Source organism: Actinomadura rifamycini DSM 43936 (genome assembly GCF_000425065.1).
In the GTDB taxonomy this organism is placed as follows: domain Bacteria; phylum Actinomycetota; class Actinomycetes; order Streptosporangiales; family Streptosporangiaceae; genus Spirillospora; species Spirillospora rifamycini.
In genome coordinates this window covers 246568-270324 of the sequence record NZ_AULB01000003.1, presented here as the reverse complement: position 1 = coordinate 270324, position 23757 = coordinate 246568, and the positions used below count along the sequence as shown (strand labels likewise).

17 protein-coding genes and 1 pseudogene are annotated in these 23757 nt (G+C 74.8%); 11 read left to right on the top strand and 7 right to left on the bottom strand.

Features of this window, described 5'->3' with window-relative positions:
- Positions 1–79: 79 nt before the first annotated feature.
- Positions 80–688, bottom strand: a complete 609-nt coding sequence (locus tag H505_RS0101060) for a TetR/AcrR family transcriptional regulator (RefSeq protein WP_026400475.1) — start codon at positions 686–688, stop codon at positions 80–82.
- A 59-nt stretch (positions 689–747) separates the two neighbouring features.
- Here H505_RS0101060 and H505_RS0101055 point away from each other — a divergent pair, with 59 nt between their 5' ends.
- From H505_RS0101055 to H505_RS0101035, 5 genes are all read left to right on the top strand, one after another.
- Positions 748–2334, top strand: coding sequence for an FAD-binding oxidoreductase (locus H505_RS0101055; RefSeq protein WP_026400474.1), 1587 nt, complete (start codon positions 748–750; stop codon positions 2332–2334).
- A gap of 2 nt (positions 2335–2336) precedes the next feature.
- Positions 2337–3233 (top strand): diacylglycerol/lipid kinase family protein, encoded by an 897-nt coding sequence (locus H505_RS0101050; RefSeq protein ID WP_034516113.1) that lies wholly within the window; start codon positions 2337–2339, stop codon positions 3231–3233.
- Positions 3234–3830: 597 nt separating this feature from the next.
- Positions 3831–5366, top strand: a complete 1536-nt coding sequence (locus tag H505_RS0101045; protein WP_245592399.1) for a metallophosphoesterase family protein — start codon at positions 3831–3833, stop codon at positions 5364–5366.
- Between the two features lie 89 nt (positions 5367–5455).
- A complete protein-coding gene (locus H505_RS0101040) occupies positions 5456–5953 on the top strand; it encodes a DUF4234 domain-containing protein (RefSeq protein ID WP_026400471.1) in 498 nt (165 codons plus the stop codon).
- 106 nt (positions 5954–6059) lie between these two features.
- Positions 6060–7688 carry a bifunctional 3'-5' exonuclease/DNA polymerase gene (locus H505_RS0101035; RefSeq protein ID WP_034516307.1) on the top strand — a complete coding sequence of 543 codons (1629 nt, stop codon included), beginning with the start codon at positions 6060–6062 and terminating at the stop codon, positions 7686–7688.
- 13 nt (positions 7689–7701) lie between these two features.
- Here H505_RS0101035 and H505_RS0101030 read toward each other — a convergent pair whose 3' ends face one another.
- The 5 genes and pseudogenes from H505_RS0101030 to H505_RS0101010 all read right to left on the bottom strand — a co-directional run bounded on the left by H505_RS0101030 (position 7702) and on the right by H505_RS0101010 (position 12980).
- On the bottom strand, positions 7702–8961 hold the full coding sequence (locus tag H505_RS0101030; RefSeq protein ID WP_026400469.1) for a flavin-dependent oxidoreductase: 1260 nt from the start codon (positions 8959–8961) through the stop codon (positions 7702–7704).
- Positions 8962–9603: 642 nt separating this feature from the next.
- Positions 9604–10374 (bottom strand): annotated as a pseudogene (locus H505_RS39200) (ABC transporter ATP-binding protein); the annotation flags it as partial.
- Positions 10375–10414: 40 nt separating this feature from the next.
- Positions 10415–11203 (bottom strand): ABC transporter permease, encoded by a 789-nt coding sequence (locus H505_RS0101020; RefSeq protein ID WP_051300075.1) that lies wholly within the window; start codon positions 11201–11203, stop codon positions 10415–10417.
- Positions 11204–11214: 11 nt separating this feature from the next.
- The gene (locus H505_RS0101015; RefSeq protein WP_034516111.1) at positions 11215–11991 is read right to left on the bottom strand and encodes an ABC transporter permease; all 777 of its coding nucleotides are present in this window, start codon (positions 11989–11991) and stop codon (positions 11215–11217) included.
- Between the two features lie 11 nt (positions 11992–12002).
- Entirely contained in the window at positions 12003–12980 is a 978-nt protein-coding gene (locus tag H505_RS0101010) for an ABC transporter substrate-binding protein (RefSeq protein ID WP_026400466.1), read from the bottom strand.
- A 452-nt stretch (positions 12981–13432) separates the two neighbouring features.
- Between H505_RS0101010 and H505_RS0101005 the strand changes: the two genes are divergently transcribed.
- From H505_RS0101005 to H505_RS0100985, 5 genes are all read left to right on the top strand, one after another.
- A complete protein-coding gene (locus H505_RS0101005; RefSeq protein WP_051299995.1) occupies positions 13433–16837 on the top strand; it encodes a sensor histidine kinase in 3405 nt (1134 codons plus the stop codon).
- Positions 16834–17274: a roadblock/LC7 domain-containing protein gene (locus H505_RS0101000; RefSeq protein ID WP_026400464.1), complete on the top strand. Its 441-nt coding sequence runs from the start codon at positions 16834–16836 to the stop codon at positions 17272–17274. The genes H505_RS0101005 and H505_RS0101000 overlap by 4 nt, the downstream gene beginning before the upstream one ends.
- 30 nt (positions 17275–17304) lie before the next feature.
- Positions 17305–17766: a DUF742 domain-containing protein gene (locus H505_RS0100995; RefSeq protein WP_026400463.1), complete on the top strand. Its 462-nt coding sequence runs from the start codon at positions 17305–17307 to the stop codon at positions 17764–17766.
- 34 nt (positions 17767–17800) lie between these two features.
- On the top strand, positions 17801–18430 hold the full coding sequence (locus tag H505_RS0100990) for a GTP-binding protein (RefSeq protein WP_026400462.1): 630 nt from the start codon (positions 17801–17803) through the stop codon (positions 18428–18430).
- Positions 18431–18602: 172 nt separating this feature from the next.
- Positions 18603–19397, top strand: a complete 795-nt coding sequence (locus H505_RS0100985; protein WP_245592398.1) for an SGNH/GDSL hydrolase family protein — start codon at positions 18603–18605, stop codon at positions 19395–19397.
- Positions 19398–19430: 33 nt separating this feature from the next.
- On the opposite strand, the gene H505_RS39195 is transcribed toward H505_RS0100985, so the two are convergent.
- Positions 19431–19886, bottom strand: coding sequence for an STAS domain-containing protein (locus H505_RS39195; protein ID WP_051299994.1), 456 nt, complete (start codon positions 19884–19886; stop codon positions 19431–19433).
- A gap of 170 nt (positions 19887–20056) precedes the next feature.
- Between H505_RS39195 and H505_RS47190 the strand changes: the two genes are divergently transcribed.
- On the top strand, positions 20057–23749 hold the full coding sequence (locus tag H505_RS47190; RefSeq protein ID WP_051299993.1) for an AAA family ATPase: 3693 nt from the start codon (positions 20057–20059) through the stop codon (positions 23747–23749).
- Positions 23750–23757 lie beyond the last annotated feature (8 nt).

Genomic DNA, 23757 nt, shown 5'->3' with positions numbered 1-23757 from the left:
GTGGGGAGCCCTCTCCAACGTGCGGTGCTGCGGTCGAGGCGCCGGCCTCGCGCGGTGCGCGGTGCGGACGGGACGGCGGTCACGGGGCGAGCAGCCGGTCGAGGGCGTCGCGCAGCTCGGCGTCGAACGCGGCCGCCCCCAGCTCGGGGTCGTCCTCGTCGATCACGGTGCGGCCGGACAGCCCGTAGGACTGGACGACCAGCAGCAGCGCGCGCGCCTGCCGCGCGGGGTGGCCGGGACGGATCGTCCCGTCGGCGTGCCCCGCGGTGATCGCCTCCTCGAACAGCTCCAGGAACGCCCGCTGGCTGGCGCCGAGGCGGTCGAGGACGTAGGGGAGCAGCAGCTCGGGGTCCACGTCGACGATCTTGCGGAGCAGCGGGTGCGCGCGGAACGCGCGGACGCCCTCGACCAGGCCGTCCACCAGCCGCCCGCGCACCGGGCGGCCGTCGTCGGGCGGCTGCACGGCGGCGCCGATCCGCACCCACTCGCGGGTCATCAGGTCGGCGACGATCGTGCGGACGTCCGGCCAGCGGCGGTACAGCGTCATCCGCGAGACGCCGGCGCGGCGGGCGATGTCGGTCAGCGTCGTCCGGCGCACGCCGACCGCGAGGACGCAGTCGCGGGCGGCGTCCAGGACGGTGTCGTCGGCGGTCCGGGCGCCGCTCCCATTGTGACGGTTCGACGTCATGTGTCACAGTGTAAGACACACGGAACGACGAGCCGGGAGGCAGGGTGGACGCGCGCGACATGCGGTGGAGCGGCTGGGGGGACCCCGACCGGGCGGCGCCGCTGCCCGAACCCGTCGTCGGGCTGCTGCGGGACATGCTCGGCGTGCGGACCCGCGACGCGCGCCCCGTGGACCTCGCCGGGATCGTCCCCGCAGAGCCCCGGCTGGACGCCGCCGAACTCGCCGCGCTCGCCGCGGCCGCCGGCGGCGCCCGGCACGTCCGCACCGACGCCGAGACCCGCGTCCGGCACACCCGCGGCAAGTCGACGCCCGACCTGATGCGCGTCCGCGCCGGCGAGACGTCCGCCGCGCCCGACGCGGTCGTCCTGCCCGGCGGGCACGACGAGGTCCTCGCGGTCCTGCGCGCCTGCGCCGCCCACCGGATCGCCGTCGTCCCCTTCGGCGGCGGCACCTCCGTCGTCGGCGGGCTCGCGCCGCAGCGCGCCGACCGGTTCGTCGCCCTCGACCTGCGCCGGATGGCCGGCCTCCGCTCGATCGACCGCGAGTCCCGCACCGCCGTCCTGCTGCCCGGCCTGCGGGCGCCCGACGTCGAGGCCCTGCTCGCCGAGCACGGGTACACGCTCGGCCACTTCCCCCAGTCGTACGAGTGGGCGACGATCGGCGGATTCGCCGCGGCGCGGTCCAGCGGGCAGGCGTCCGCCGGGTACGGCCGGTTCGACGACATGGTCCTCGGGCTCACCGTCGCCACCCCCGAAGGCACCCTCGACCTCGGCCGCGCCCCCAAGTCCGCCGCCGGGCCCGACCTGCGCCAGCTCGTCCTCGGCTCCGAGGGCGCCTTCGGCGTGATCACCGCGGTGACCGTCCGGATCCACCCCGCCCCCGAGGAGCGCGCCTACGAGGGATGGCGGTTCCCGACGTTCGCCGAAGGGGCCGCCGGGCTCCGCCGCCTCGCCCAGGACGGCCCCGTCCCCGCCGTCCTGCGCCTCTCGGACGAGACCGAGACCATGATCGGGCTCGCCGACCCGGCCGCGATCGGCTCCGGCGCCACCGCCGGCTGCCTCGCCGTCCTCGGCTTCGAGGGGACCGCCGCGCAGGTCGCCGACCGGCGCGCCCGCGCCGCCGACGCGCTCCGCGCCGCGGGCGGCGAACCCCTCGGCGCCGCGCCCGGCGAGAAATGGGAGCGCGGCCGCTTCGACGCCCCCTACCTGCGCGACGCACTCCTGGACGTCGGCGCGTTCGTCGAGACGCTGGAGACCGCCGGCTTCTGGTCGCGGATCCCCGACCTCTACGAGGCCGTCCGGAACGCGCTCATCGGCACGCTGGCCGGCTCCGGCACCCCGCCCCTCGTCATGTGCCACATCTCGCACGTCTACCCCGCGGGCGCGTCCCTCTACTTCACGGTCGTCTCCGCCCAGGGCGACGACCCCCTCCCGCACTGGGACAAGGCGAAGCGCGCCGCCAACGACGCGATCATCGACGCGGGCGGCACGATCAGCCACCACCACGGCGTCGGCACCGACCACCGCGACTGGTACGAACGCGAGATCGGCCCCCTCGGCGCCGCCGTCCTGCGCGCCGTCAAGGACCGCCTCGACCCCGCCGGGATCCTCAACCCCGGCGTCCTGATCCCCCCGGCCGGGGAGTGACCGTGCCGCGCGCCTTCACCGCCGTCGTCAACCCCGCCGCCGGCGGCGCGGCGTCCGCCGCCTCGCTCGTCCCGCTCGCCCGCGCCCTCCGCGACGCCGGCGCCGACCTCGCCGTCGAGTACAGCCGCGGCCTCGACCACGCCGCCGACCTCGCCCGCACCGCCGCGGCCGCCGGACGCGTCGTCCTCGGCGTCGGCGGCGACGGCATGGTCGGCCGCGTCGGCGGCGCCCTCGCCGGCACCGGCGCGGTCTTCGGCGTCGTCCCCGCCGGGCGCGGCAACGACTTCGCCCGCCAGCTCGGCGTCCCGGCCGAACCCGCCGCCCTCGCCCGCCTCCTCCTCGACGGCGAGCCGCGCGCCGTCGACGCCGTCGAGGCGAACGGCACCGCCGTCCTCGGCAGCGTCTACGCGGGCGTCGACGCCGTCGCGAACGCCAACGCCAACGCGTCCCGCCTCCTGCGCGGATCCGCCGCCTACTACGTCGGCGCCCTGCGCGCCATCCTCGCCTGGCGCCCCGCCGACTACCTGGTCACCGCGGACGGCGCGGAGCACCGGTTCCGCGGCTACACCGTCGTCGCCGCCAACTCCGGCTACTACGGCTTCAACAAGCACATCGCCCCCGACGCCCGCGTCGACGACGGCCTCCTCGACGTCGTCCTCGTCCGCGCCGCCCCGAAACCCCTCTTCTTCGCCGTCATGCGCGAACTCGAGGCCGGAACGCACGTCCGGCGCCCCCAGGTGGACGTCCTGCGCGCCCGGGAGGTCCGCATCGAGCTCGCCGGCCCGCCCGGCCGCGCCCTGCCCTACGGCGCGGACGGCGAACTCCCCGGCGTCCTGCCCGTCACCGCCCGCGTCCTCCCGCGCGCCCTCCAGGTCATCGCCCCCGAACAGGCGCCCTGACCAGCGGATACGCGGGAGCCCGCCAGATTTGGGCCCCGCGTTTGGGCCGATTTACACGGCCATTACGGCCATCCGGATAGCGTCGTATACGTCCCGCTAAGGGACCTTGGGGCCGTCTGCGGACGCATCATGAGAAGGCGACTGCTCGCCGTTCTGGGGGGACTCATGATTCCCGCAGACGCCCTGCACGTGACAGCGTCGGCGTCTCTGGGGGTGGCGCCGGCGCTGTCGTGCGTGCGTGTTTGTTTGCAAGGCCCTCGGCGTCAGGCCCCAGGGGGCCTTCCTTCAACGGGCCTTGCGTGCGATTGCTGCATCGCTCCGGCTCGCCCAGGGGCTCGCTGCGCTATCAGGTTCTCGCTTCGCTCGAACCTGCCTTCGGACGCAATCGCAGTGGTTCCGGTCCGCTCTGGCTGGGGTGCTGGTGGCGGGGGTGGATGGCCTCGCCACTGGGGGGCGGATTGGGAGCGGGCTCGGGGCTTAGCGGCGATGTTGGTGGTGGGCGGGCTGGGGCTTTGGGGTGGGGGTGAGTGATCCTTCGGATCCGGGGGGCGCGCAATTAGACTTCTCGGGTCGCCCCCTTCCCCCCGGAGGTCTTCTGTGCGTGCTGAGGAATCGGCCGGTCCGAACGGCATGGCGGAGGGCGACGGGAACTCGCGGACGTCCGAGGCGGGGGCCGGGTGGGAGTGCCGGAAGCCCGGCACGTTCCGCGAGCTGCTGCCGGAGCGGGTGCCGGACTTCTCGTGGCGGCGGCCCCGGGTGCTGTGGCGGTCCCGCAACGACGTCATCGCGAAGTGGTTCGGGGACCCGTCCGGCGCGATCCGGCGGCGCTGCGTCGCGGCGCTGCGGGAGCGGGGGACGCCCGCGGCGTTCACCGTGCACCGGCCGGAGCCCGAGTTCTCGTTCGTCCTGCTGGGCGACACGGGAGAGGGCGACCGCTCGCAGTACGCGGTGGTGCCGCCGCTGCTGAACGCGGCCGCGGACACCGACTTCATGATCATCGCGAGTGACGTCATCTACCCGGCGGGCGAGGCCGGCGACTACCCGGACCGGTTCTTCCGCCCCTACAAGGACTATCCGGGCCCGGTGTTCGCCGTGCCGGGGAACCACGACTGGTACGACGGGCTGCGGGGCTTCCTGCACGTGTTCTGCGGGCTGGACATGGACTGCTCGCCGCCGAAGTGGGGCGGGCCGTTCGGGTGGCTCGCGGGGGCGCTGTGGCGCAAGGCCGGGGACGTCGACGCGGCGGCGGTCGCGGAGGCGCGCCGGACGTACCGGGGCGCGGCGGGGCAGCGGGCGGGGCAGCCCGGGCCGTACTGGGTGATCGACACCCCGTCGCTGCGGATCGTGGGCGTCGACACCGGGATCGAGGGCGGGATCGACCGCGACCAGGGGGAGTGGCTGCGGGGGGTGTCCGGGGGGCCGAAGCCGAAGCTGCTGGTCACCGGGAAGCCCCTGTACGTGGACGACGAGCACCACCCGTGCCCGATCGAGGGCGGGGGGACGGTCGACGAGATCGTCCGCGATCCGGCGCACAACTACGTGGCGGCGATCGGCGGCGACATCCACAACTACCAGCGGTACCCGATGGCGCGGGCGGACGGGCGCCCGCTGCAGTACGTCGTGGCGGGCGGCGGGGGCGCGTTCATGCACGCGACGCACACCATCCCGCGGACCCGGTCCGTGAAGGAGAGCGAGTTCCGCTGCTACCCGCTGCGGGGCGACTCCCTGTCGCGGTACAGCAGGCTGTACGGGCGGTGGCTGCGCCTGCCGAAGCTGTTCGACCTCACGCCGGAGGAGGCCACGGCGGCGGTGCGGCGCCGGCTCGGGATCGAGCCCGGCCGGGGCTACGAGGCCCGCGACGTGCCGCTGCGGGCCCGGTTCGTCGCGTCCGCGCTGGGGGTGCCGCGCGGCGACCGGCGGCGGCGGGGGCCGCTGCGGCTGCCGGTCCGCAAGCTGCCGCAGCGGTTCCGCTCGGAACTGGCCGACTGGGACGAGCCGCCGTTCTTCAAGAGCTTCCTGCGGCTGGACGTCACCGCGGACGAGCTGCGGATCCGTTGCCACGCCGCGACGGGGTGCGGCGACCACGAGACGTTCCCGCCGGTCGAGGACGAAGTGCGGATTCCGCTGCGGTAGGGCGACTTCGGCGATCTCGCCGCACGAGCCGCGCGCCGGGCGTACAGTTCTTGATCACGCACGGGTGAACGGCTTCCACAGGAGAGTGCATGAGTTACCCCCAGCAGGGGCAGGGCCAACCGCAGCAGGCTTACCAGGGCGGCTACGCGCCCGCGGCGGCGCCGCAGCAGGCGCCCGCCGCCGCCGGCTCCGGCGCCAACATGAAGCGGCGCAACCCGCTCGGCGCCTGGCTCGGCCTGCCCATCATCACCTTCGGCATTTACGGCCTGGTGTGGTTCTTCAAGGTCCACTCGGAGCTGTACCGCTACGACCGGCGGGTCGGCGACTCCGCGATGAACGCGCTGCTGTCGATGCTCTTCGGCTTCCTCACCTTCGGCATCTGGCCGCTGGTGATGTGGGTCAAGCTCGGCGGCCGCATCGCGCAGGCGCAGCGCGCCGCGGGGCTGGCGCCGAGCTGCAGCGGCGGCATCGGGTTCCTGCTCGGCCTCATCGGGTTCGGGGTGCTGTACTACCAGATCCAGCTCAACAAGGTCGTCGACCGCTACGGCGGGACGCCGCCCGAGCAGCAGGTCTCGCTCGTCGCCTGACGCCCCGGGGGCCACGGCCCTGGCCCTCCCGACCCCTCCGCGCCCACCCGTCGCGGAGGGGTCTCGCGTTTCTGTCGGTGGCCGGCGCCAGAATGGGCGGGTGCGGATGGCGGCGGCCGCGGGGCCGGGGGGCGGGGGAGAGCTGCGCCCCCTCGCCGAGGACGGCGCGCCCGCGGGGCCCGCGCGCCCCGTACCCGACCTGGTCGCCGCGATCGCGGAGGCCGAGCGGGACGCGAAGCCCCGGTGGGTGTGGGCGTCCACCGCGCGGCTGTACCCGCGGCTGCTGGACGCCGGCGTGCGGGTGGCGCGCTGCCACGACCTCGAACTCGTGGAGAGCCTGCTGCTCGGGCACGCCGGACGGTACGGCGAGCCGCGGTCGGTCGCCGCGGCGCGGGCGCGGCTGCACGGCGCGCCCGTCCCGCCCGACCCGGCGCCCGTGCGGGAGGCCGCGCAGGCGTCCCTGTTCGACTCCGACACCGACGTCCCGGACGACCTCGCGGCGATCGTCGAGGTGCACGCGGCGCAGCGGCGCGCCATGGCGGAGCTGGACGGCTTCCCGCTGCTCGCGGCGGCGGAGTCCGCCGGGTCGCTCGTCGCCGCCGAACTGGGGCACGACGGGCTGCCCTGGTCGGCGGAGGAGCACGACGCGCTGCTCACCGAACTGCTCGGCCCGCGGCCGTCGGGCGGGCTGCGGCCGCGCCGGCTGCAGGACCTCGCCGACCGCATCGGCGCCGCGTTCGGCCGCCGCGTCAACCCCGACTCGCCCGCGCAGATCCTCAAGGCGTTCGCGGCGGCGGGCCTGCCGGTGCCGTCGACGCGGGCGCACGTCCTGAAGGGCGTCGACCATCCGGCCGTGCCGCTGCTGCTGGAGTACAAGGAGCTGGCGCGGCTGCACACGGCGCACGGGTGGGCGTGGCTCGACACGTGGGTGCGGGACGGCCGGTTCCGTGCGGAGTACGTGGTCGGCGGGGTGGTGTCCGGGCGGTGGGCCACCAGCGGCGGCGGCGCGCTGCAGATCCCGCGGGTGCTGCGGCGGGCGGTCGTCGCCGACCCCGGGTGGCGGCTGGTCGTCGCGGACGCCGCCCAGCTGGAGCCGCGCGTCCTCGCGGCCCTCGCCGGGGACCGGGCGTTCGCCGACGCCGCCGCCCACGGCGACCTGTACGCCGCGCTCGCCGAGTCGTTCACCGCCGGGCCCGAGCTGAGCGCCCGCGACAAGGCGAAGCTGGCGCTGCTGTCGGCGATGTACGGCGGCGGGACGGGCGAGGCCGTGCAGCTCCTCGCGGTGCTGAAGAAGCGCTTCCCCGACGCGTTCGGGTACGTCGAGGCGGCCGCCCGCGCGGGCGAGCGGGGCGCGCTCGTCCGGTCCCTGCTCGGCCGGACGTGCCCGCCGCCGTCCCCGGGCTGGCGGGCGCTGACCTCCGACGACGGCGGCGCGCGGGAGCTGCGCAGCCGCGGCAGGTTCACCCGCAACTTCGTCGTGCAGGCGACCGCCGCCGACTGGGCGCTGGCGCTGCTCGGCGCGCTGCGCCGCCGGCTGACCGGGCTCGGCCCGCCGCGGCTGGTGTTCTTCCAGCACGACGAGGTGATCGTGCACGCGCCCGCGGAGCTCGCGGAGGAGGCCGCGGACGCGGTGCGGGCGGCCGCCGACGAGGCGCGCCGCCTGCTGTTCGGCGGCACGCCCGTCGTGTTCCCGATGGAGATCGCGGTGGTGGACCGCTACTCCGAGGCGAAATGACCCGCGGCCGGGGTCAGCGCGCCGCCGTGTAGGACGGGCGCGAGTTCAGCGCGTCCACGTCGGAGAACGACGTCTGCCGGTACGCGCTGGTGATCGTCTTGAGCTCCTCCGGCGCGAGCACGTCCTCGATCGCCGTGAACCCCTCCGGGGCGCGCTGGCTGACCGTGTGCAGCACCCGGTCGGCGGGCATGTCCCGGCAGGCCAGCACGATCGCGTTGACGGTCTCGCGGCGCTCCCGCTCGTAGCCGAGCAGGCCGTCGACGGGGCCCGCCGCGACCAGCTCGTGCGCGAGGACCCGCGCGTCCAGGACGGCCTGCGAGCCGCCGTTCGACCCGATCGGGTACATCGGGTGGGCGGCGTCGCCGAGCAGGGTGACGCGGCCGAACGTCCAGCGCCCGAGGGGCTCGCGGTCGACCATCGGGTACTCCAGGATCTCGTCCGTGGCGCGCAGCATCGCGGGGACGTCCAGCCAGTCGAACGTCCAGTCGGCGAAGTGCGGGAGGACGTCCTCGAGGCGGCCCGTCCGGTTCCAGTCGGCGGTCCGGTCCAGCCGGTCGTCGGCCAGCTTCACCTCCGCCACCCAGTTCAGCAGCGCCTTCCCGCGGCGCTCGGCGCGCCGGGAGATCGGGTAGACGACGAGCTTGGCGGTGGCGTTGCTGCCCGCGACGGCGAGGGTCCGGCCGGTGAGGAACGGCTCGCCCTCGGCGACGCCGCGCCACATCCGGATCCCGTTCCACAGCGGCGCGCGCTCGTCCGGGTACAGCCGGGCGCGGACGGCCGAGTGCAGCCCGTCGGCGCCGACGAGCACGTCGGCCTCCTCGGTGCGGACCTCCCCGGACGCCCGGTCGAGCAGCCGCGCGCGCACCGCGGAGCCGTCCTGCTCGAAGTCCTGGAAGACGGTCCCGGTGCGGACGGCGCCGTCACCGAGCCGCTTGCGGACCGCGTCGAACAGGGCCATCTGCAGCTCGCCGCGGTGGATCGAGTACTGCGGCCAGTTGTAGCCGAGGTCGCGCCCGCGCGGCTCGCCCCAGATGCGGCCGCCGTACCGGTCGAAGTGCACCATCTCGGCGGTGGGGATGCCGATCTCCGCGAGGTCGTCGCCCAGACCGAGCTCGGTGAGCTCCCGGACGGCGTGCGGCAGCAGGTTGATGCCGACGCCGAGCGGGCGCAGCTCCCGCGCGGCGTCGACGATGACGGGTTCCGCCCCCGCCTCGTGCAGGCTCAACGCGGTGGTGAGCCCGCCGATCCCGGCCCCCACGATGAGTACGCGCATGAATCGCCCTTCGTTGGTCCCCGGGAGCGGCGGGACCGTCGGTGGGCGGCCCCGCCCCCGGGTCGTGTCAGCGCCGCCTGTCGGCGGCGGCCCTTGGCCGGCCGGATCGCCGTGGGACCCGGCCCGCGAACCGGACGTCGCGTCCGGCCCGCCTTCGCCATGATGTCCGATTCCGCGACCGAATGCGGCGCCGCCGTCCGATTCCGGCTCGTTCCGCCTCGGTCCGCCGGGCGCTCTCCCGCCGGCCCCGTCGCCGGCGGGCGCGTCCGTCCCGGCGGAGTCCTCGGCGGACGCCGCGGCGGTGCCGCGCGCGGGTTATCCGGCGTCCTTGCCGGTCCGCTTCGCGGCGGCCTTGGCGACGGACGTGCCGCTCTCGGCCTTCGCGTCGTCCCGCTCCTCCGCCGCACCCGCGGGCGCGGCGTCGGTCTTCTTCGCCTCGGTCTTCTTGGCGTCGGTCTTCTTGGCGTCGGTCTTCGCGGCGTCGGCCTTGGCGGCGTCCGCCTTCTTCGTGTCCGCCTTCTTGGTGTCGGCCTTCTTGGCGTCCGCCTTCGTGACCTCCGCCTTCTCGGCCTTCTCGGCCTCGGCGGCCTTGCCCTTCCGGACGGGGCCGTCGGCCGCGGCGTCGGCGCCCTTGCCCGCGGCGGGCGCGGCGCCGGGGACCTTGGCCCCGCCGCGCACCAGCCGGCCGACCTCGGCCCTGAGGCGGATGAACTCGGGCAGCCCGCGGGTCTCGATCTGGTCGCGCTCGGTCGGCAGGTCGACCCGCAGGTCGGCGTGCACGCGGGCGGGGGACCGGTTGAGGACGACGACGCGGTCGCCGACGTAGACGCTCTCGTCGATGTCGTGCGTGACGAGCAGGATCGTCATCTTCTCGTCCCGGTGGACCTTCAGGACGAGGTCCTCCAGGTCCTCCCGCGTCTGCGCGTCGACCGAGCCGAACGGCTCGTCCATCAGCAGCAGGGACGGGCGGTAGGCGAGCGCCCGGGCGATCGACACGCGCTGCTGCATGCCGCCCGACAGCTGCCACGGGTACTTCTTGCCCGCGTCGGGGAGGCCGACCGACTCGAGGGCCTCCTGCGCGGCGGCGCGCCGCTCGGCGCGGGACTTGCCGCGGCGCCGCAGCGGCAGCGCCACGTTGTCGCGGACGGTCAGCCAGGGGAACAGCGAGCGGCTGTAGTCCTGGAAGACGACCGCCAGGTCGTCCGGCACGCCGTCGATCCGCTTGCCGTTCAGCTCGAGCTTCCCGCCGGTCGGGCGGATCAGCCCCGCGATGCAGCGCAGCAGGGTCGACTTGCCGCAGCCGGACGGGCCGACGATGCTGAGCAGCTCGCCGTCCGCGACCGTGAGGTCGAGGGAGTCGAGGGCGGTGAACCCGTCCCCGTAGGAGTGCGTGAGGCCGTTGATCTCTAGCATCGCGGCCGCCTTTTCTGTGTGTGCGTTACGTGGAACATCGTCAGGTCGCGAGCCTCTTGGCGCCGGCGTGCCAGGACAGCAGCCGCCGCTCCAGCAGCATGAAGACGGCGTTGAACAGGAACCCGAGGATGCCGAGCATGACGATGCCGGCCCACATCCGCGGCAGCTCGAACTGCCGCTGCGCGTCCAGCAGCTCGGTCCCGATGCCGACGGTGCTCCCCATCAGCTCGGACAGCACCATCAGGATCAGCGCGAACGACAGCGCGACCCGCAGGCCCGCGAAGATCTTCGGTGCGGCCGCCGGGAGGATGATCGTCGTCATCCGGCGGAACCGGGAGACGTTGAAGACCCGCGCGGTCTCCAGCTGCAGGGCGTCCACGGAGCGGACGCCGTCGGAGGTGTTCAGCAGCACCGGCCAGATCACGCCGAACGCGATCGTCACGATCCGCATGGTGTCGCTGATCGCGAACACGAGGATGAAGAACGGCAGCAGCGTGGGCGGCGGGACCGCCCGCAGGAACTGCAGCACCGGGTCGAACATGTCGAACAGGACCCGGGACCGTCCGATGGCGGCGCCGATCACCACGCCGATGAGGCCGGCGGCGGCCCAGCCGACGAACAGGTTCTTCAGGCTGCTGGAAAAGTCCTCCAGCGCGTCGTCGGAGAGGAACAGGTGCGACGCGGGCCCGGAGAACCAGATCTCCTTGAGCGTGCGGGCGATCTCCGTGGGCGGGGGGAAGTACGTCTCGTTCACCTGGCGGGTGACGACCTCCCAGAGCACGACCGCGGCGGCGACGAGCCACACGCGCGCGAGGAGACCGCCTCCCATTTTCAGCGCCTTCACGAGACCCCCTCCACCCGTGCGGTGTTCCAGCGGAACGCGAGCCGCTCGAAGAGCAGCAGCAGGCCGTTGGCCAGCAGGCCGAGCAGGCCCGCCCAGAACGCGCCGGCGAGCAGCAGGTCGGTGCGGCCGCCGCCCGACTGGGTGTCGGAGAGGTAGATGCCGATGCCGTCCCACCCGCCGGCGAACAGCTCGGTGCTGATCACGACGATGAGGGCGACGGACGCGGCGATCCGGACGCCGGTGACGATGAACGGCGCGGCGCTCGGCAGCGACACCCGCCACAGCACCGACAGGGTGCCGAACCCGAAGCTGCGGAGGCTCTCCTTCGCCACGGGGTCGACGTCGCGGAGCGCGTAGAGCGTGTTGATGAGGATCGGCCAGAGGCACGCGTAGAAGACGAGCGACATCTTCATCTGCAGCGGCTCGGCGAACAGGATGATGGCGAGCGGGATGAGCGCGACCGAGGGGATCGGGCGGAGCAGCTCGACGAGGGCCCGCGACGCGGTGTCGAGCAGCGGGACCGAGCCGAGCAGCACGCCCAGCGGGACCGCCACCAGCACCGCGAGCGCGAGCCCGCCGAGCCACGCCTGCAGGGAGGAGCCGACGTCGACGAGGAAGTCCTCGTCGACGGCGAGCTTGCCGGCCTCCGACAGGACGGTCGTCATCGGGGGCAGGGCGTCGCGGTCCAGGAGGCCGGCACGGCTGACGCCCTCCAGGACCGCGAGCACCCCGACACCGCCGGCCGCGCCCAGCGCGATACGGCGAATGCTCATGAAACGAGAAGTCATGAAACCTGTGCGATGAGGGTCTTGATGTCGAGCTTCTTGTCGATGTAGCCGAACTGCTGCATGACGTCCGGGACGCGCTGGAGGCGCTCGGTGCTCAGGGTGCTGGTGTAGGTGCCGTAGCTCATCGTCGAGGCGACCTCGGCGTCGATCTTGGCGTACTTCGGCAGGATGTCCTGGACGACCTTGCGGTCGGCGCACTGCGTCGCGGCCTTCTGCAGGGCCCGCTGGAACGCGGCGACGGTCTTCGGGTGCTCCTTCACGAACTTCTCCGTGGAGGCGTAACCGGCGATCGGGAAGTCGGCGGTGGGGCCGCTCGACAGGTCCGCGACCATGCGCGCGCCGATCGACTGCTGCATCTGGGTGCCGAACGGCTCGATGGCCTGGACGGCGTCGACGCTCTTCGACTTGAGGGCCTGCTCCATGTTGGGCGGCGGCACCTCGACGAAGTCGTCCTCGCTGAAGGTCACACCCTTCGGCTGGCCGGCCGCCTGGACCATCAGCGTGCTGATGTTCTTCTTGGTGTTGACGCCGATCTTCTTGCCCTTGAGGTCCTCGATCGAGTGGTACGGGGAGTCCTTGCGCACCATCAGCGTGTGGGTCTTCGGGCCGCTCTGGAAGCCCTCCGCGACGATCCGGGGCTTGAAGCCCGGGTCCTTGACGGACGCGGTGACCAGCGACACGAAGTTGCCGAAGCTGATGTCGAGGGCGCCGCTCTTCAGCTTGGGAATGGCCTCCGCGCCGCCCTGGATCGTCTGGAGCTTGACCTCCAGGCCCTCGGCCTCGAACAGCCCCTTCTCCATGGCGATCTGGACCGGCGCCGTGTCGGCGACGGTCATCGTGCCGAGCGTGAGCCTGGAGGTCTCCAGGCCGTTGGCGGAGGCGGTCTCGTCCTCGCCGCCACAGGCGGCGCCGGTGAGGCCGACGGCGATGGCGAGCGCGCCGGCGAGGACCGCGCGACGGTGTGTGACTGGCATGCGCAACGCTCCGTATGCGGGGGAAGCTTGATGAGCTGGGCTGAAAGCTGATCTTTCAACGAGCGGGGAGCGTAGCGCACCGTAGACACGCTGGGGGTGAGATGTCAGGTTTACGTGGACTTATGTGAAGATGCGTAAACAAGCTGTGACATTGATATCTCCTGCATCACAAGTCCAGACTTGTGTGATCATTCGGGTTGGCCATGATGGTCGCTCTGTGTTGCAATGTTCCGCGCTCGTCCGCAGCGGAGCGGGTGGGCGACACGACCCGAATCTCATTCAGGTCACCGTGCGCCGCGAGCGGTCAACCCAGTGAGAGGTAGCGGAGGGCAGTGCGGAAAGCCGAAGGGGCCGAAGGGGCCCCGCAGTCCCCCGAGCAACGCCCGTCTGCCAGCGAAGACGTTCCGAAGAGAGGCTTCCTGGGCGGGCGGTTCCGGCTGCGCAACTGGCGCGTGCGGACCCGTCTGCTGGCCCTCATCGTGGTGCCCACGGTCGCGGTCGCGCTCGTCGCCGGACTCCGCGTCTCGGAGTCGATCGAGAACGCCGACTCCTACGAGCGCACCGGCCGGTTGGCCACGCTCGGTAAGGAGTTGACTGCGCTCACCCACGAAGTCGAGGGCGAGCGGGACATGACGGCCCGCGCGGCCGCCGGCGGAGCCAACGCCGTCAACCCCGAGGAGCTCAAGGCCCAGCAGGACGCCGTGGACGCCGCCGCGCGCAAGGTGCGGGACGTCGCGCAGGACGTCGAGACCGGCTCGGAGGCGCTCGACCTCGCCGTCACCAACGTCCTCAACCGCGTCAACGACCTGAGCGCGCTGCGCAAGGTGTCGGGCAGCCTCGCCCCCGGCGTCGTCATCGACCGGTACAGCGACTTCGTCTCCGCGTTCAGCGACTTCCACCAGGTCGTCTCGCAGACGGCCCCCACCCCCGAGATCGCGCAGAGCGCCCTGGCGCTGTCCGACCTCGCGCACGCCAAGGACGCCGCGTCCCGCGAGCGGTCGCTCATCGCCAGCGCCATGTGGCAGCAGCGGTTCGAGCCGCTCGAGCGCGCCCGCGTCGAGGACGCCCGCGCCGAGCTGAACGCCAGCGTCGACTCCTTCCGCAGCACCGCCACGGCGGGGCAGCTCCGGCTCTACGACGACACCGTCACCGGTCCCGAGCTCGACCAGGCCGAATACACCCGGATCCTGGTGCTGGCGCGCGCCGACGCCACCACGAACCTGTCGGTGCGGTTCAGCGCGAACACCGCCAAGGACTGGGTGAGCGACTCCTCCGCGCGGGTGGACCGGCTCCGGACGGTCGAGCAGAACATCGCCGCCGACCTCGCGGAGGACGCCGACGCCGCCCGGTCCTCCGCGCAGATGGACGCCGTCCGCGACGCGGTGCTGCTGTTCCTCGTCCTCGCGATCGTCGTCGCGCTCGTCCTCATCGTCGCCCGCTCGCTGGTGCTGCCGCTGCGCCGCCTGCAGACGGGCGCGCTGGAGGTCGCCGGCACCCGGCTGCCCGGCCTGGTCGAGCGGCTCCGCGACCCGGAGGCCGCCGCCGGCGGGATCGAGGTCGAACCGATCGACGTCGACTCCCGCGACGAGATCGGCCAGGTCGCGCGCGCGTTCGACGAGGTCCACCGCGAGGCGGTCCGGCTGGCGGCCGACGAGGCCGTCCTGCGAGGCAACATCAACGCGATGTTCGTCAACCTCTCGCGCCGCAGCCAGTCGCTGATCGAGCGCCAGCTCCGCCTCATCGAGGAACTGGAGCAGAGCGAGCGGGACGAGGAGCAGCTCGGCAACCTGTTCCGGCTCGACCACCTCGCCACCCGCATGCGCCGCAACAACGAGAACCTGCTGGTCCTCGGCGGCCAGGAGCAGGTGCGCCGGTGGCGCAAGCCCGTCCCGCTCATCGACGTCGTCCGCGCGTCGCTGTCGGAGGTCGAGCAGTACGAGCGGGTCTCGCTGCGCGTCCAGGGCGACATGACCGTCGCCGGACCCGCCGTCAACGACCTCGTCCACCTGCTGGCCGAGCTCATCGAGAACGCGACGACCTTCTCGTCCGAGCACACCAAGGTGACGGTGTCGGGGCAGCTGCTCAGCGGCGGCGGCTCGATGCTGCAGATCACCGACAACGGCGTCGGCATGTCGTCCGAGGAGCTGGAGCAGGCCAACTGGCGGCTGGCGAACCCGCCCGTCATCGACTTCGGCGCCGCGCGCCGCATGGGCCTGTTCGTGGTCGGCCGCCTCGCCGTCCGGCACGGCATCCGCGTCGAGCTGCGCGCCGCGCAGGGCGGCGGCCTCACCGCGTTCGTCGTCCTGCCGGACGCCGTCGTCAGCGCCGGCGAGTCCGGCGGCATCGGCGCCCGCGGCCTGCCCGGCCGGGAATCCGCCGAGCAGGGCCCGCTGGCCACCCTCACCGCGCCCGCCGAGGCGCCCGCCGTCGGCGCCACCGGCGCCTTCCAGCAGGAGGGCCCCGGCACGGGCGGCACCCCCGCGCTCGGCGCCGGCGGCCCCGCCGGCGGCTCGCACCCGATGGTCGGCGGCACCGGCCCGCTGCGCCCGCTGCGCGGCGCCACCGGCCCCCAGCCGGCGATGAACGACTCCGGGCCGCTCGGTCCCGTGGGCGGGACCGGCGCGCACGCCGCCCGGCCCGGCACCGGCCCGCTCCCGCGCGTCCCCGCGGACGAGCCGGCGTCCCGGCACCCGTCCGAGCGGCCCACCGAGGAGTGGCGCCCGGACGAGCAGGAGCCGCCGCGGCGCCCCGGCGAGCTGCCGGTCCGGCGGCCGGGAGCCCAGCTCCCCGGACGTCCCGCCGGCGACGGCGGCTCCAACGGCCTGTTCGAGCCGCGCAACGAGCGGACGGCCGAGCAGCCCGCCGAGCCGCCCCGCGACCAGCGCCCCGACGAGCCGGGACGCGACGACGCCGCCGGCCGTCCCGGCGGCCCCGAGCCGGTCGTCCCCGAGGCGCAGCCGATGGTGCCCGAACCGCGGCCGGCGCGGCGCATCCCGTGGGAGACGGGCCCGCTCGACCAGCTCGGCGAGCCGTTCGGCGGACCGGCGGACGCCACGATCGCCGACGGCTCCCTCAACGGCGCGGCTCACGGCGGCGAACCCGCCCGGGCCGAGAACGGCTGGGGCGAGCCCGCCGACCGGGCCCCGGCGGAGCCCGCGCGGCCGGACGCCCCGGCGCCGCGGGGCCGCACCGGCCCGCACGCCGCCGAGGACGCCGTCCCCGAGCGGCCCGCACCCGAGCCGTCGATGTTCGACCGTCCGGCGCAGGCCCCCGCCGCGCCGCCGCAGAGCGCGCCGGGACCGCGACCGTCCCCGCCCGCGCCGCCGCAGCCCCCCGCCGGGCCGCCGCGGGTCCCCGAGCGCTCACCGATCTTCGACGCGATGCAGTCGGAATGGTTCCAGCGCAGGTCGGGGGAGATGGTGAACGAGGATCCGGTGAAGGGCTGGGAGTCCCCGGCGGACGCGGGGTTCCGCGCCGCCGAGGCCGCCCGGGAGCCCGTGGCGGAGAAGCGCACGGCGGTCGGACTGCCCAAGCGGGTGCCCGGCAAGAACCGGGTGCCGGGCGCGGTCGGCAAGACGGGCGGGACGTTCCAGCCGCCCACCGTGCCGACGGCGGACCCGACCGCGGGCCGTCCGCCGCAGCAGCCGGGCGCCGCCCAGGGCGCGCCCGTCCAGGACGCTCCGGCGCAGGGCCGGCCGGAGGAGCAGCAGGGGCTCGGCCAGTCGGCCGACGTCGTACGCAACCGCTTCGCGAGCCTGCAGCGCGGCGTCAATCGGGGCCGCACCGAGACTCGCGGCGGAGGCACGTCAGGTGAGGCGCCGTCACAGGACGACGGCGAGACAGGAGGCGCTCGGTGAGCGGGCAGGATCTCAACTGGTTGGTGACGAACTTCGCGGACCGTGTCCCGAAGGTCGCGCACGCCGTCGTTGTCTCCTCGGACGGCCTGCCGATGGCCTACTCGGCGGGCTTCCCGCCGGAGCGCGCGGACCAGCTCTCGGCGATCGCGTCCGGACTGATGAGCCTCACGCAGGGCGCCGCGAAGATCTTCGACGCGGGCGGCGTGAACCAGACGGTCGTGGAGATGGACCGCGGGCTGCTGTTCGTCATGTCGATCACCAACGGCTCGGTGTTCGCCGTGCTCGCGGCCCCCGACTGCGACCTCGGCCTGGTCGCGTACGAGATGACGCTTTTGGTGGAGCGGGTCGGCCGCGTGCTGAGCCCGGCGCTGCGCGGGCAGGCCGAGCCGCACGGGCCGTCCGTGACCGAGATGGGCGCCGGGCCCGCCCGCTATTGACCCTGACTGACTCTGACGGAGGTCAGCGACATGGATCGAGGCAGTCCCTACGGAGGCGGCCCCGGCGGCCCCGGCGGCTGGCCGGGCGAGCCCCGGCCGCCGCGTCCGATGCCGGGGCGGGCGGCCGCACAGGACGACGACGGCGAGTCGAGCTCGCTGGTGCGCCCGTACGCCGTCACCGGCGGGCGGACGAAGCCGCGGTACGACCTGGCCATCGAGGCCCTGGTCACCGCCGCCCCCTACCCGCCGCGGGACGTGGCCGTGCTGACCCCGGAGTACCGGGCGATCATGGACCTGTGCCGGCAGGCGCGTTCGGTGGCCGAGGTGTCGGCGCTGCTGCGCATCCCGCTCGGGGTGGCGCGCGTCCTGGTCGCCGACATGGCCGTCGAGGGCCTGCTGCGCCTGCACCAGTCGCAGCCCTCCACCACAGCCGGCGGTCAGCCGGACATCCGCCTGCTAGAAAGGGTGCTCAGTGGCCTTCGGAAGCTCTGACCAGGTCTCCGGGCCGCCCGACGGCGAAACCGAGCTGACCTCGGTCAAGATCGTCGTCGGCGGCGGGTTCGGCGTCGGCAAGACGACCTTCGTGGGCTCGGTCTCGGAGATCATGCCGCTCACCACGGAGGCGGTGATGACGGCCGCGTCCGCCGACGTCGACGACCTGTCGGCCGTCCCGGACAAGACCACCACGACCGTCGCGATGGACTTCGGCCGCGTGTCGCTGGACAGCGAGCTGATCCTGTACCTGTTCGGCACGCCCGGGCAGCACCGGTTCTGGTTCATGTGGGACGACCTGGTGCGCGGCGCCATCGGCGCCGTGGTGCTCGTCGACACCCGCCGGCTCGAGGACTGCTTCGCCGCCGTGGACTACTTCGAGGAGCTCGGGCTGCCGTTCGTCGTCGGCGTCAACGGGTTCCACGGGGAGTTCCAGTACGCGATCGAGGACATCCGCGACGCCCTGTCGATCAGCGCGCACGTCCCGATCGTGCAGTGCGACGCGCGCAGCCGCGAGTCCACCAAGCAGGTGCTGATCACGCTGGTGCAGCACGCGATGACGGTGCACGCCACGGCCGGCGCCCACGCGCAGCCCGCGGCCCCGCCCGCTCCGCCCGCGCCGCCGGCCGGCCCCCTCGGGACGTCCTCGCCGAGCTGGACGTAGTCGTCCGGGGGGCGACCCCTGGAACCCCCGGCGCTTCGCGCGGCCTCCGGAGCCGCAGGGTCTCGGGTCGTGCGAAGCGTGACGCGGCGGCTGCGGACGGTTGTGTCTGTTCCTTCACACCGGGGCTCCCTACGGTCGCGTAGGTCGTGTGTACGATGCATCATTGTTCGACGTGATCGAACATGATGCGGCACCGGGGGCGGCGGACGGGATCCGCACGTACGTCGCCCTCGGGGACAGTTTCACCGAAGGACTGAACGACCCCTACCCGGGCGAGGACGACCGGTTCCGCGGCTGGGCGGACCGGCTCGCCGAGCACATCGCCGCGCGGAACCCGGGGCTGCGGTACGCCAACCTCGCGGTGCGCGGCAAGCTGGTGCGCCAGATCGTCGACGACCAGGTCCCGCCGGCCGTCGCGATGAGCCCCGACCTCGTGACGCTGTGCGCGGGCGGCAACGACATCCTGCGGCCCGGCGCCGACCCGGACGCGCTCGCGGTGCTGTTCGACGACGCCGTGCGGCGGCTGCGCGCCACCGGCTCGCGCGTGGTGGTCTTCACGGGGTTCGACCCGCGCGGGCTGCGCAACGGGCGGCGCATCCGGGGGAAGGGCGCCACCTACAACATGCATCTGCGGGCCATCGCCGACCGCCGCGGGTGCACGGTCGTCGACCTGTGGGCGCTGCGGGTGTTCGACGACCCCCGGGCCTGGTTCGAGGACCGGCTGCACCTGTCGCCGGAGGGGCACCGCCGCATGGCGCTGCGCGTCGCGGAGGTGATCGGGCTGCCGGTGGAGGGCGACTGGCGCGAGCCGTGGCCGCCGTTCGAGGGCGCCGACTGGCTCACGTCCCGCCGCGAGGACCTGCACTGGGCGCGCGCCTACCTGCTGCCCTGGATCGGGCGGCGGGTCACCGGACGCTCGTCCGGCGACGGCCGCGCCCCCAAGCGCCCCACGCCGCTGCCGCTCTGACGGGCGCGGCGGGCCGGGCGGCGGCGGGCGGGGTCAGGCCGGATCGGGGTGGGCGGCGCCCCGCGTGTTCGGGGCCCCGCCGCCGTCCGGCGAGCCGGCGGCGCCGCGCGCCGCCGCACCGGATCCGGCGGGCTCCCCGTCGCCGTCCGGCGTCGCGGCGAGGGCCTCGCGCAGCGTGCCGTGGACGGGCATCCGGCGGTGCAGGCCGGTGATCTCCAGCGCCCGGCGGATGACCGGCCGCGGCGCGGCCAGCGCCACCCCGCCGCCCGCGGCGGCCGCCGCCTTGTAGCAGGCCACGATGACCGACAGGCCGCCCGAGTCCATGAACTCGAGGTCGCTGAGGTCGAGGACGAGATCGTCGCCGTGGTCGCGCCGCGCGTCGCGCAGCCCGCGGCGCAGCGTGTCGGCGGTGGCGATGTCCAGCTCGCCGCGCAACCGGACGACGGCGCGGCCGTTCTCGCTGCGGGCGGTGACTTCGAGCGGTCGCACGCGGCGCCTCCTGAGGTTCGCTGCCGACAATTGCTTTACACATGACAAATTCTCGCACCACTTCCCCCGGACGGGGCATGTAGCGCGCGGGTGTGTCGGGCGTCACCGGAGTCATAGGGTGCTCACCAGACGTGCCGCCCCGCCCCCTCACGCAGGAGAAGGACCCACAGGTGAGTTCCCCCCGGCTGCCGGACCATCTCGAAGTGCTGCTCACCGAGGAGCCCGTGCTCGACGTGTACGCGCACGGGCCCTGGCGCGTCCCGGACGGGCTGTACGACGAGCTGCGGGAGCGGGCCGTCGCGTTCAACGACGACCCGCGCGTCGTGGAACTGCCCCGCCGCCACGGCGACTTCTACAACGACGGCACCACGGCCGCCGGGGCCGAACTGTGGTCGCTGCTGACCTTCCTGCTCGGCGCGTCGGCGCTGCGCGGCGGCTCCCGCGGCGACGTCGACTACGAGGTGCTGGCGGACTTCATGGCGGCGCCCGAGCCCAGCGTCCGCGACCCCCTCGCCTGGTTCTCCCAGGCCGGGCGGTGGCGGCCGCCGGGCCTGTGGCTGGCCGAGCCCGCCGGGGACGACCCGGCCCTCCGCGCGCTCATGCTGGACCTGGCGCGGGCGGGCCTGGACGTGTTCGAGGGGCTCGAGCCCGTCGAGCGGCGCCGCCGCGCGCTCATCGACGTCTTCGAGCGGCGCGCCGCGGACCCCGCCCTGCGCGAGTGCGACCTGACCGTCCCGAAGCCGCTGCTGGAGGACGCCTGGGCCGCCGGGCTGACGGACGGCGAGCTGGCCGTCCTGCCGGAGCTGGCCGGGCCCGTCGCCTACCTCGGCTGGGCCTGCGACGGGTTCGGCGCCGCGCACGGGCGGCTGCTCGCCGCCCTCGGGGCCGGGGAGCCCGCGGACGACGCGCTCGCCCGGCTGCTGCTCGCCGCCGACGCCGCGTCCGCCCCCGCCGAGCTGGCCGTGACGCTCGGCACCGACCGGCACGCCGGCCTGCAGGACCGGATGCGCGCGCTGCGCCCCGACTTCGCCGTCGACCCGTGGCGGCACGACGTGCGGGACCGGCTCGCGCTCGCGCTCGTCGCGGGCGAGGCCGACGCCGCCCGCGCCTGGCTCGACATGGCCGTCCGGATCACCGGCGCCGTGCAGGGCCTGCCGGGCGCGCCGGTCGCGCCGCGCGACCGCGTGCCCGTCCGCGCGTTCCAGGCGGACGTGCGGCGGCTGTTCACCGCGCGCCGCGTCGTCAACCCGCTGGGCGACGCGCTGTTCCCCGGCGCCGCCCGCGCGGCGGACGCGGACGCGCCCGCCGACGCGTCCCCCGACGCGCCCGCCGACGCGTCCGGCGGCGGGCCGGGGGCCGGGGCGGAGGCGGACGAGCGCCCGCCGGAGCCGCCGGACGACGACCTCGTCGGGCAGCCGGAACTCGCGCGGGCCGTCACGGACGCCGTCGCGGCGCGGCTCGCGGGGGAGCGGCCCGTCCGGCTGCTGATCACCGGACCGGCCGGGACCGGCAAGGGCACCGCCGCCGAACTGGTGGAGCGGCGGCTGGCCGTCGGCGGCGCCGTCCGCGAGGCGCTGTGGATCTCCGACCAGGTGTTCGCGTCGCTGGGCGTCAGCGACGCCGTGCTGTGGCTGCAGGCCCGCGTCCGCGACTGCGTCGAGGCCCGGATGCTGCTGGTGGTCGACGACCTGGAGCGGCTCGCCGCGCACGAGCGGTGCGGCGCCGCCGCCGTCGAGGAGCTGCGGCGGCTCATGGCCCGCTCGCCCGCGCTGGACGTCGTCGCGCTGTGCCGCCCCGGCGGCGACCGGCGGCTGTTCGACGCCAACCCGGCGCTCGTCGGCGCGTTCGACACCGCCCGCACCCGCGACTTCGCCGAGGACGGCTTCGCCGAGCTGTTCGCCCGCGCCGCCGCGCGGCGCGGGTTCGCCGTGCCGGCGGACGTCGCGGCGGCCGCGGGCGCGCGGCTCGCCCGCACCCCGGCGCTGCTGAACCTGCGCGGCGCCCGGCTCGCCGAGCAGCTCGCCGAACGGTCCGCCGCGGCGGCCCGCGCCCGCCTCGGCGAGGCCGGGGCCGGGGCGGCGGCCGGGGCCGGGGCCGGGACCGAGGCCGCCGGGAGCGCGCCGCGGATCACCGCGGACGACCTCCCCGAGCGGCTCATCCCCGGCCGCCCCGCGCAGAGCGACCCGTTCGCCGAGCTGGCGGCGTGCGTGGGGATCGAGCCCGCGAAGCGGGAGGTCGAGGCCCTCGTCGCCGAGGCCGAGGCGGCCCGGCTGCGCCGCGAGGCCGGGATGGCGGCCGCCGCCCGGCCCCGGCACCTGGTGTTCGCCGGCGGGCCCGGCACCGGCAAGACGACGGTGGCGCGGATCCTCGGCCGGATCTACGCCGACCGCGGCGTCCTGTCGTCGGGGCACCTCACCGAGGTCGAGCGGGCCGACCTGCTCGGCGAGTACGCCACCGAGAGCGTCCTGCGCGTCCGCCGGGCGGTGGAGCAGGCGCTCGGCGGGGTGCTGCTGGTCCGCGACGCGCACGCGCTCGTCTCGTCCGGGGACCCGGCGCGCGGCCGGGAGGTCCTGGACGTCCTGGTCGCCACCGTGCAGTCCCACACCGACGACCTCGTCGTGGTGCTGACCGGGCCGGAGGCCGAGCTGAACGGGCTGCTGAAGGCGCACTCCGACCTCGCCGCGTTCTTCCCCCGCACGGTCCGGTTCCCGGGCTTCACCGAGGACGAGCTCGTGCGGGTGTTCGCCGCGAAGGCCGCCGACGCGGGGTTCGCGCTCGCCGACGGCGTCCTGGAGCGGGTCCGCGCGCTGCTGCGGGCCGCGCCGCAGGGCCCCGGGTCCGCGAACGCCCGCACGATGGTGAACCTGCTCGACCGCGCCGTCGCGCTGCAGGGCCGCCGCGTCCTCGCCGACGGCGTCGTCGACGAGACCGAGTCGCTCGACGAGATCCTCCCGGAGGACGTCCCGGACGCGCTCGCCCGCGGCCGCGAGGGCGTCCCCGGCGACCCGCTCGCCCGGATCGAGTCCTTCCTCCGCCGCGTCGAGAGCAACGGCGGCCTTCCCGACCTCGTCGCCGAGGCCCGCGCCGGGCGGCTCCGCATGGACGCCAAGGTCGCGCCGGGCTCCCCGGCGCGGCACATGGTGTTCACCGGCAACCCCGGCACCGCCAAGACCACCATCGCCCGGCTGGTCGCCGCCGTCTACGCGCAGCTCGGGCTGCTGTCGTCCGGCCACCTGGTCGAGGTCACCCGCGCCGACCTCGTCGCCGAGTACATCGGGCAGACGGCGCCGCGGGTGCGCGCCGCGGTGGAGCGGGCGCTCGGCGGCGTGCTGTTCGTCGACGAGGCGTACGCGCTGGCCCCCGCCGACCCGTACGCGGGCGGCGACCGGCGCGACTTCGGGCACGAGGCGATCGCCGAGCTGCTGCGGCTGATGGAGGAGCACCGCGGCGACCTCGTCGTCATCGTCGCGGGCTACCGGACGGAGATGGAGCGGTTCGTCGGGGCCAACCCGGGCCTGGAGTCCCGCTTCCCGAAGGTCCTGCACTTCCCCGACTACTCCGACGACGAGCTCGTCGCGATCTTCGAGTTCATGGCGGCCGAGGACGGGTTCGTCCTGGCACCGGGGACGACGGACGCGCTGCGCCGGCTCGTCACCGGGCACCCGCGCGGCGACGCGTTCGGCAACGCCCGGTTCGTCCGGAACCTGCTGGAGGCCGCGATCTCCCGGCAGGCGCGCCGCATCACCTCGGTCGAGGGCGAGCTCCCGCCCGCCGAGGCGGGCACGCTCCGCCCCGAGGACCTGCCGGAGGCGCGGCCCGCCGAGCGGGACGGCGGCGGCGGGGGGTACGGCCCGTACCTGTGACGCGGCGC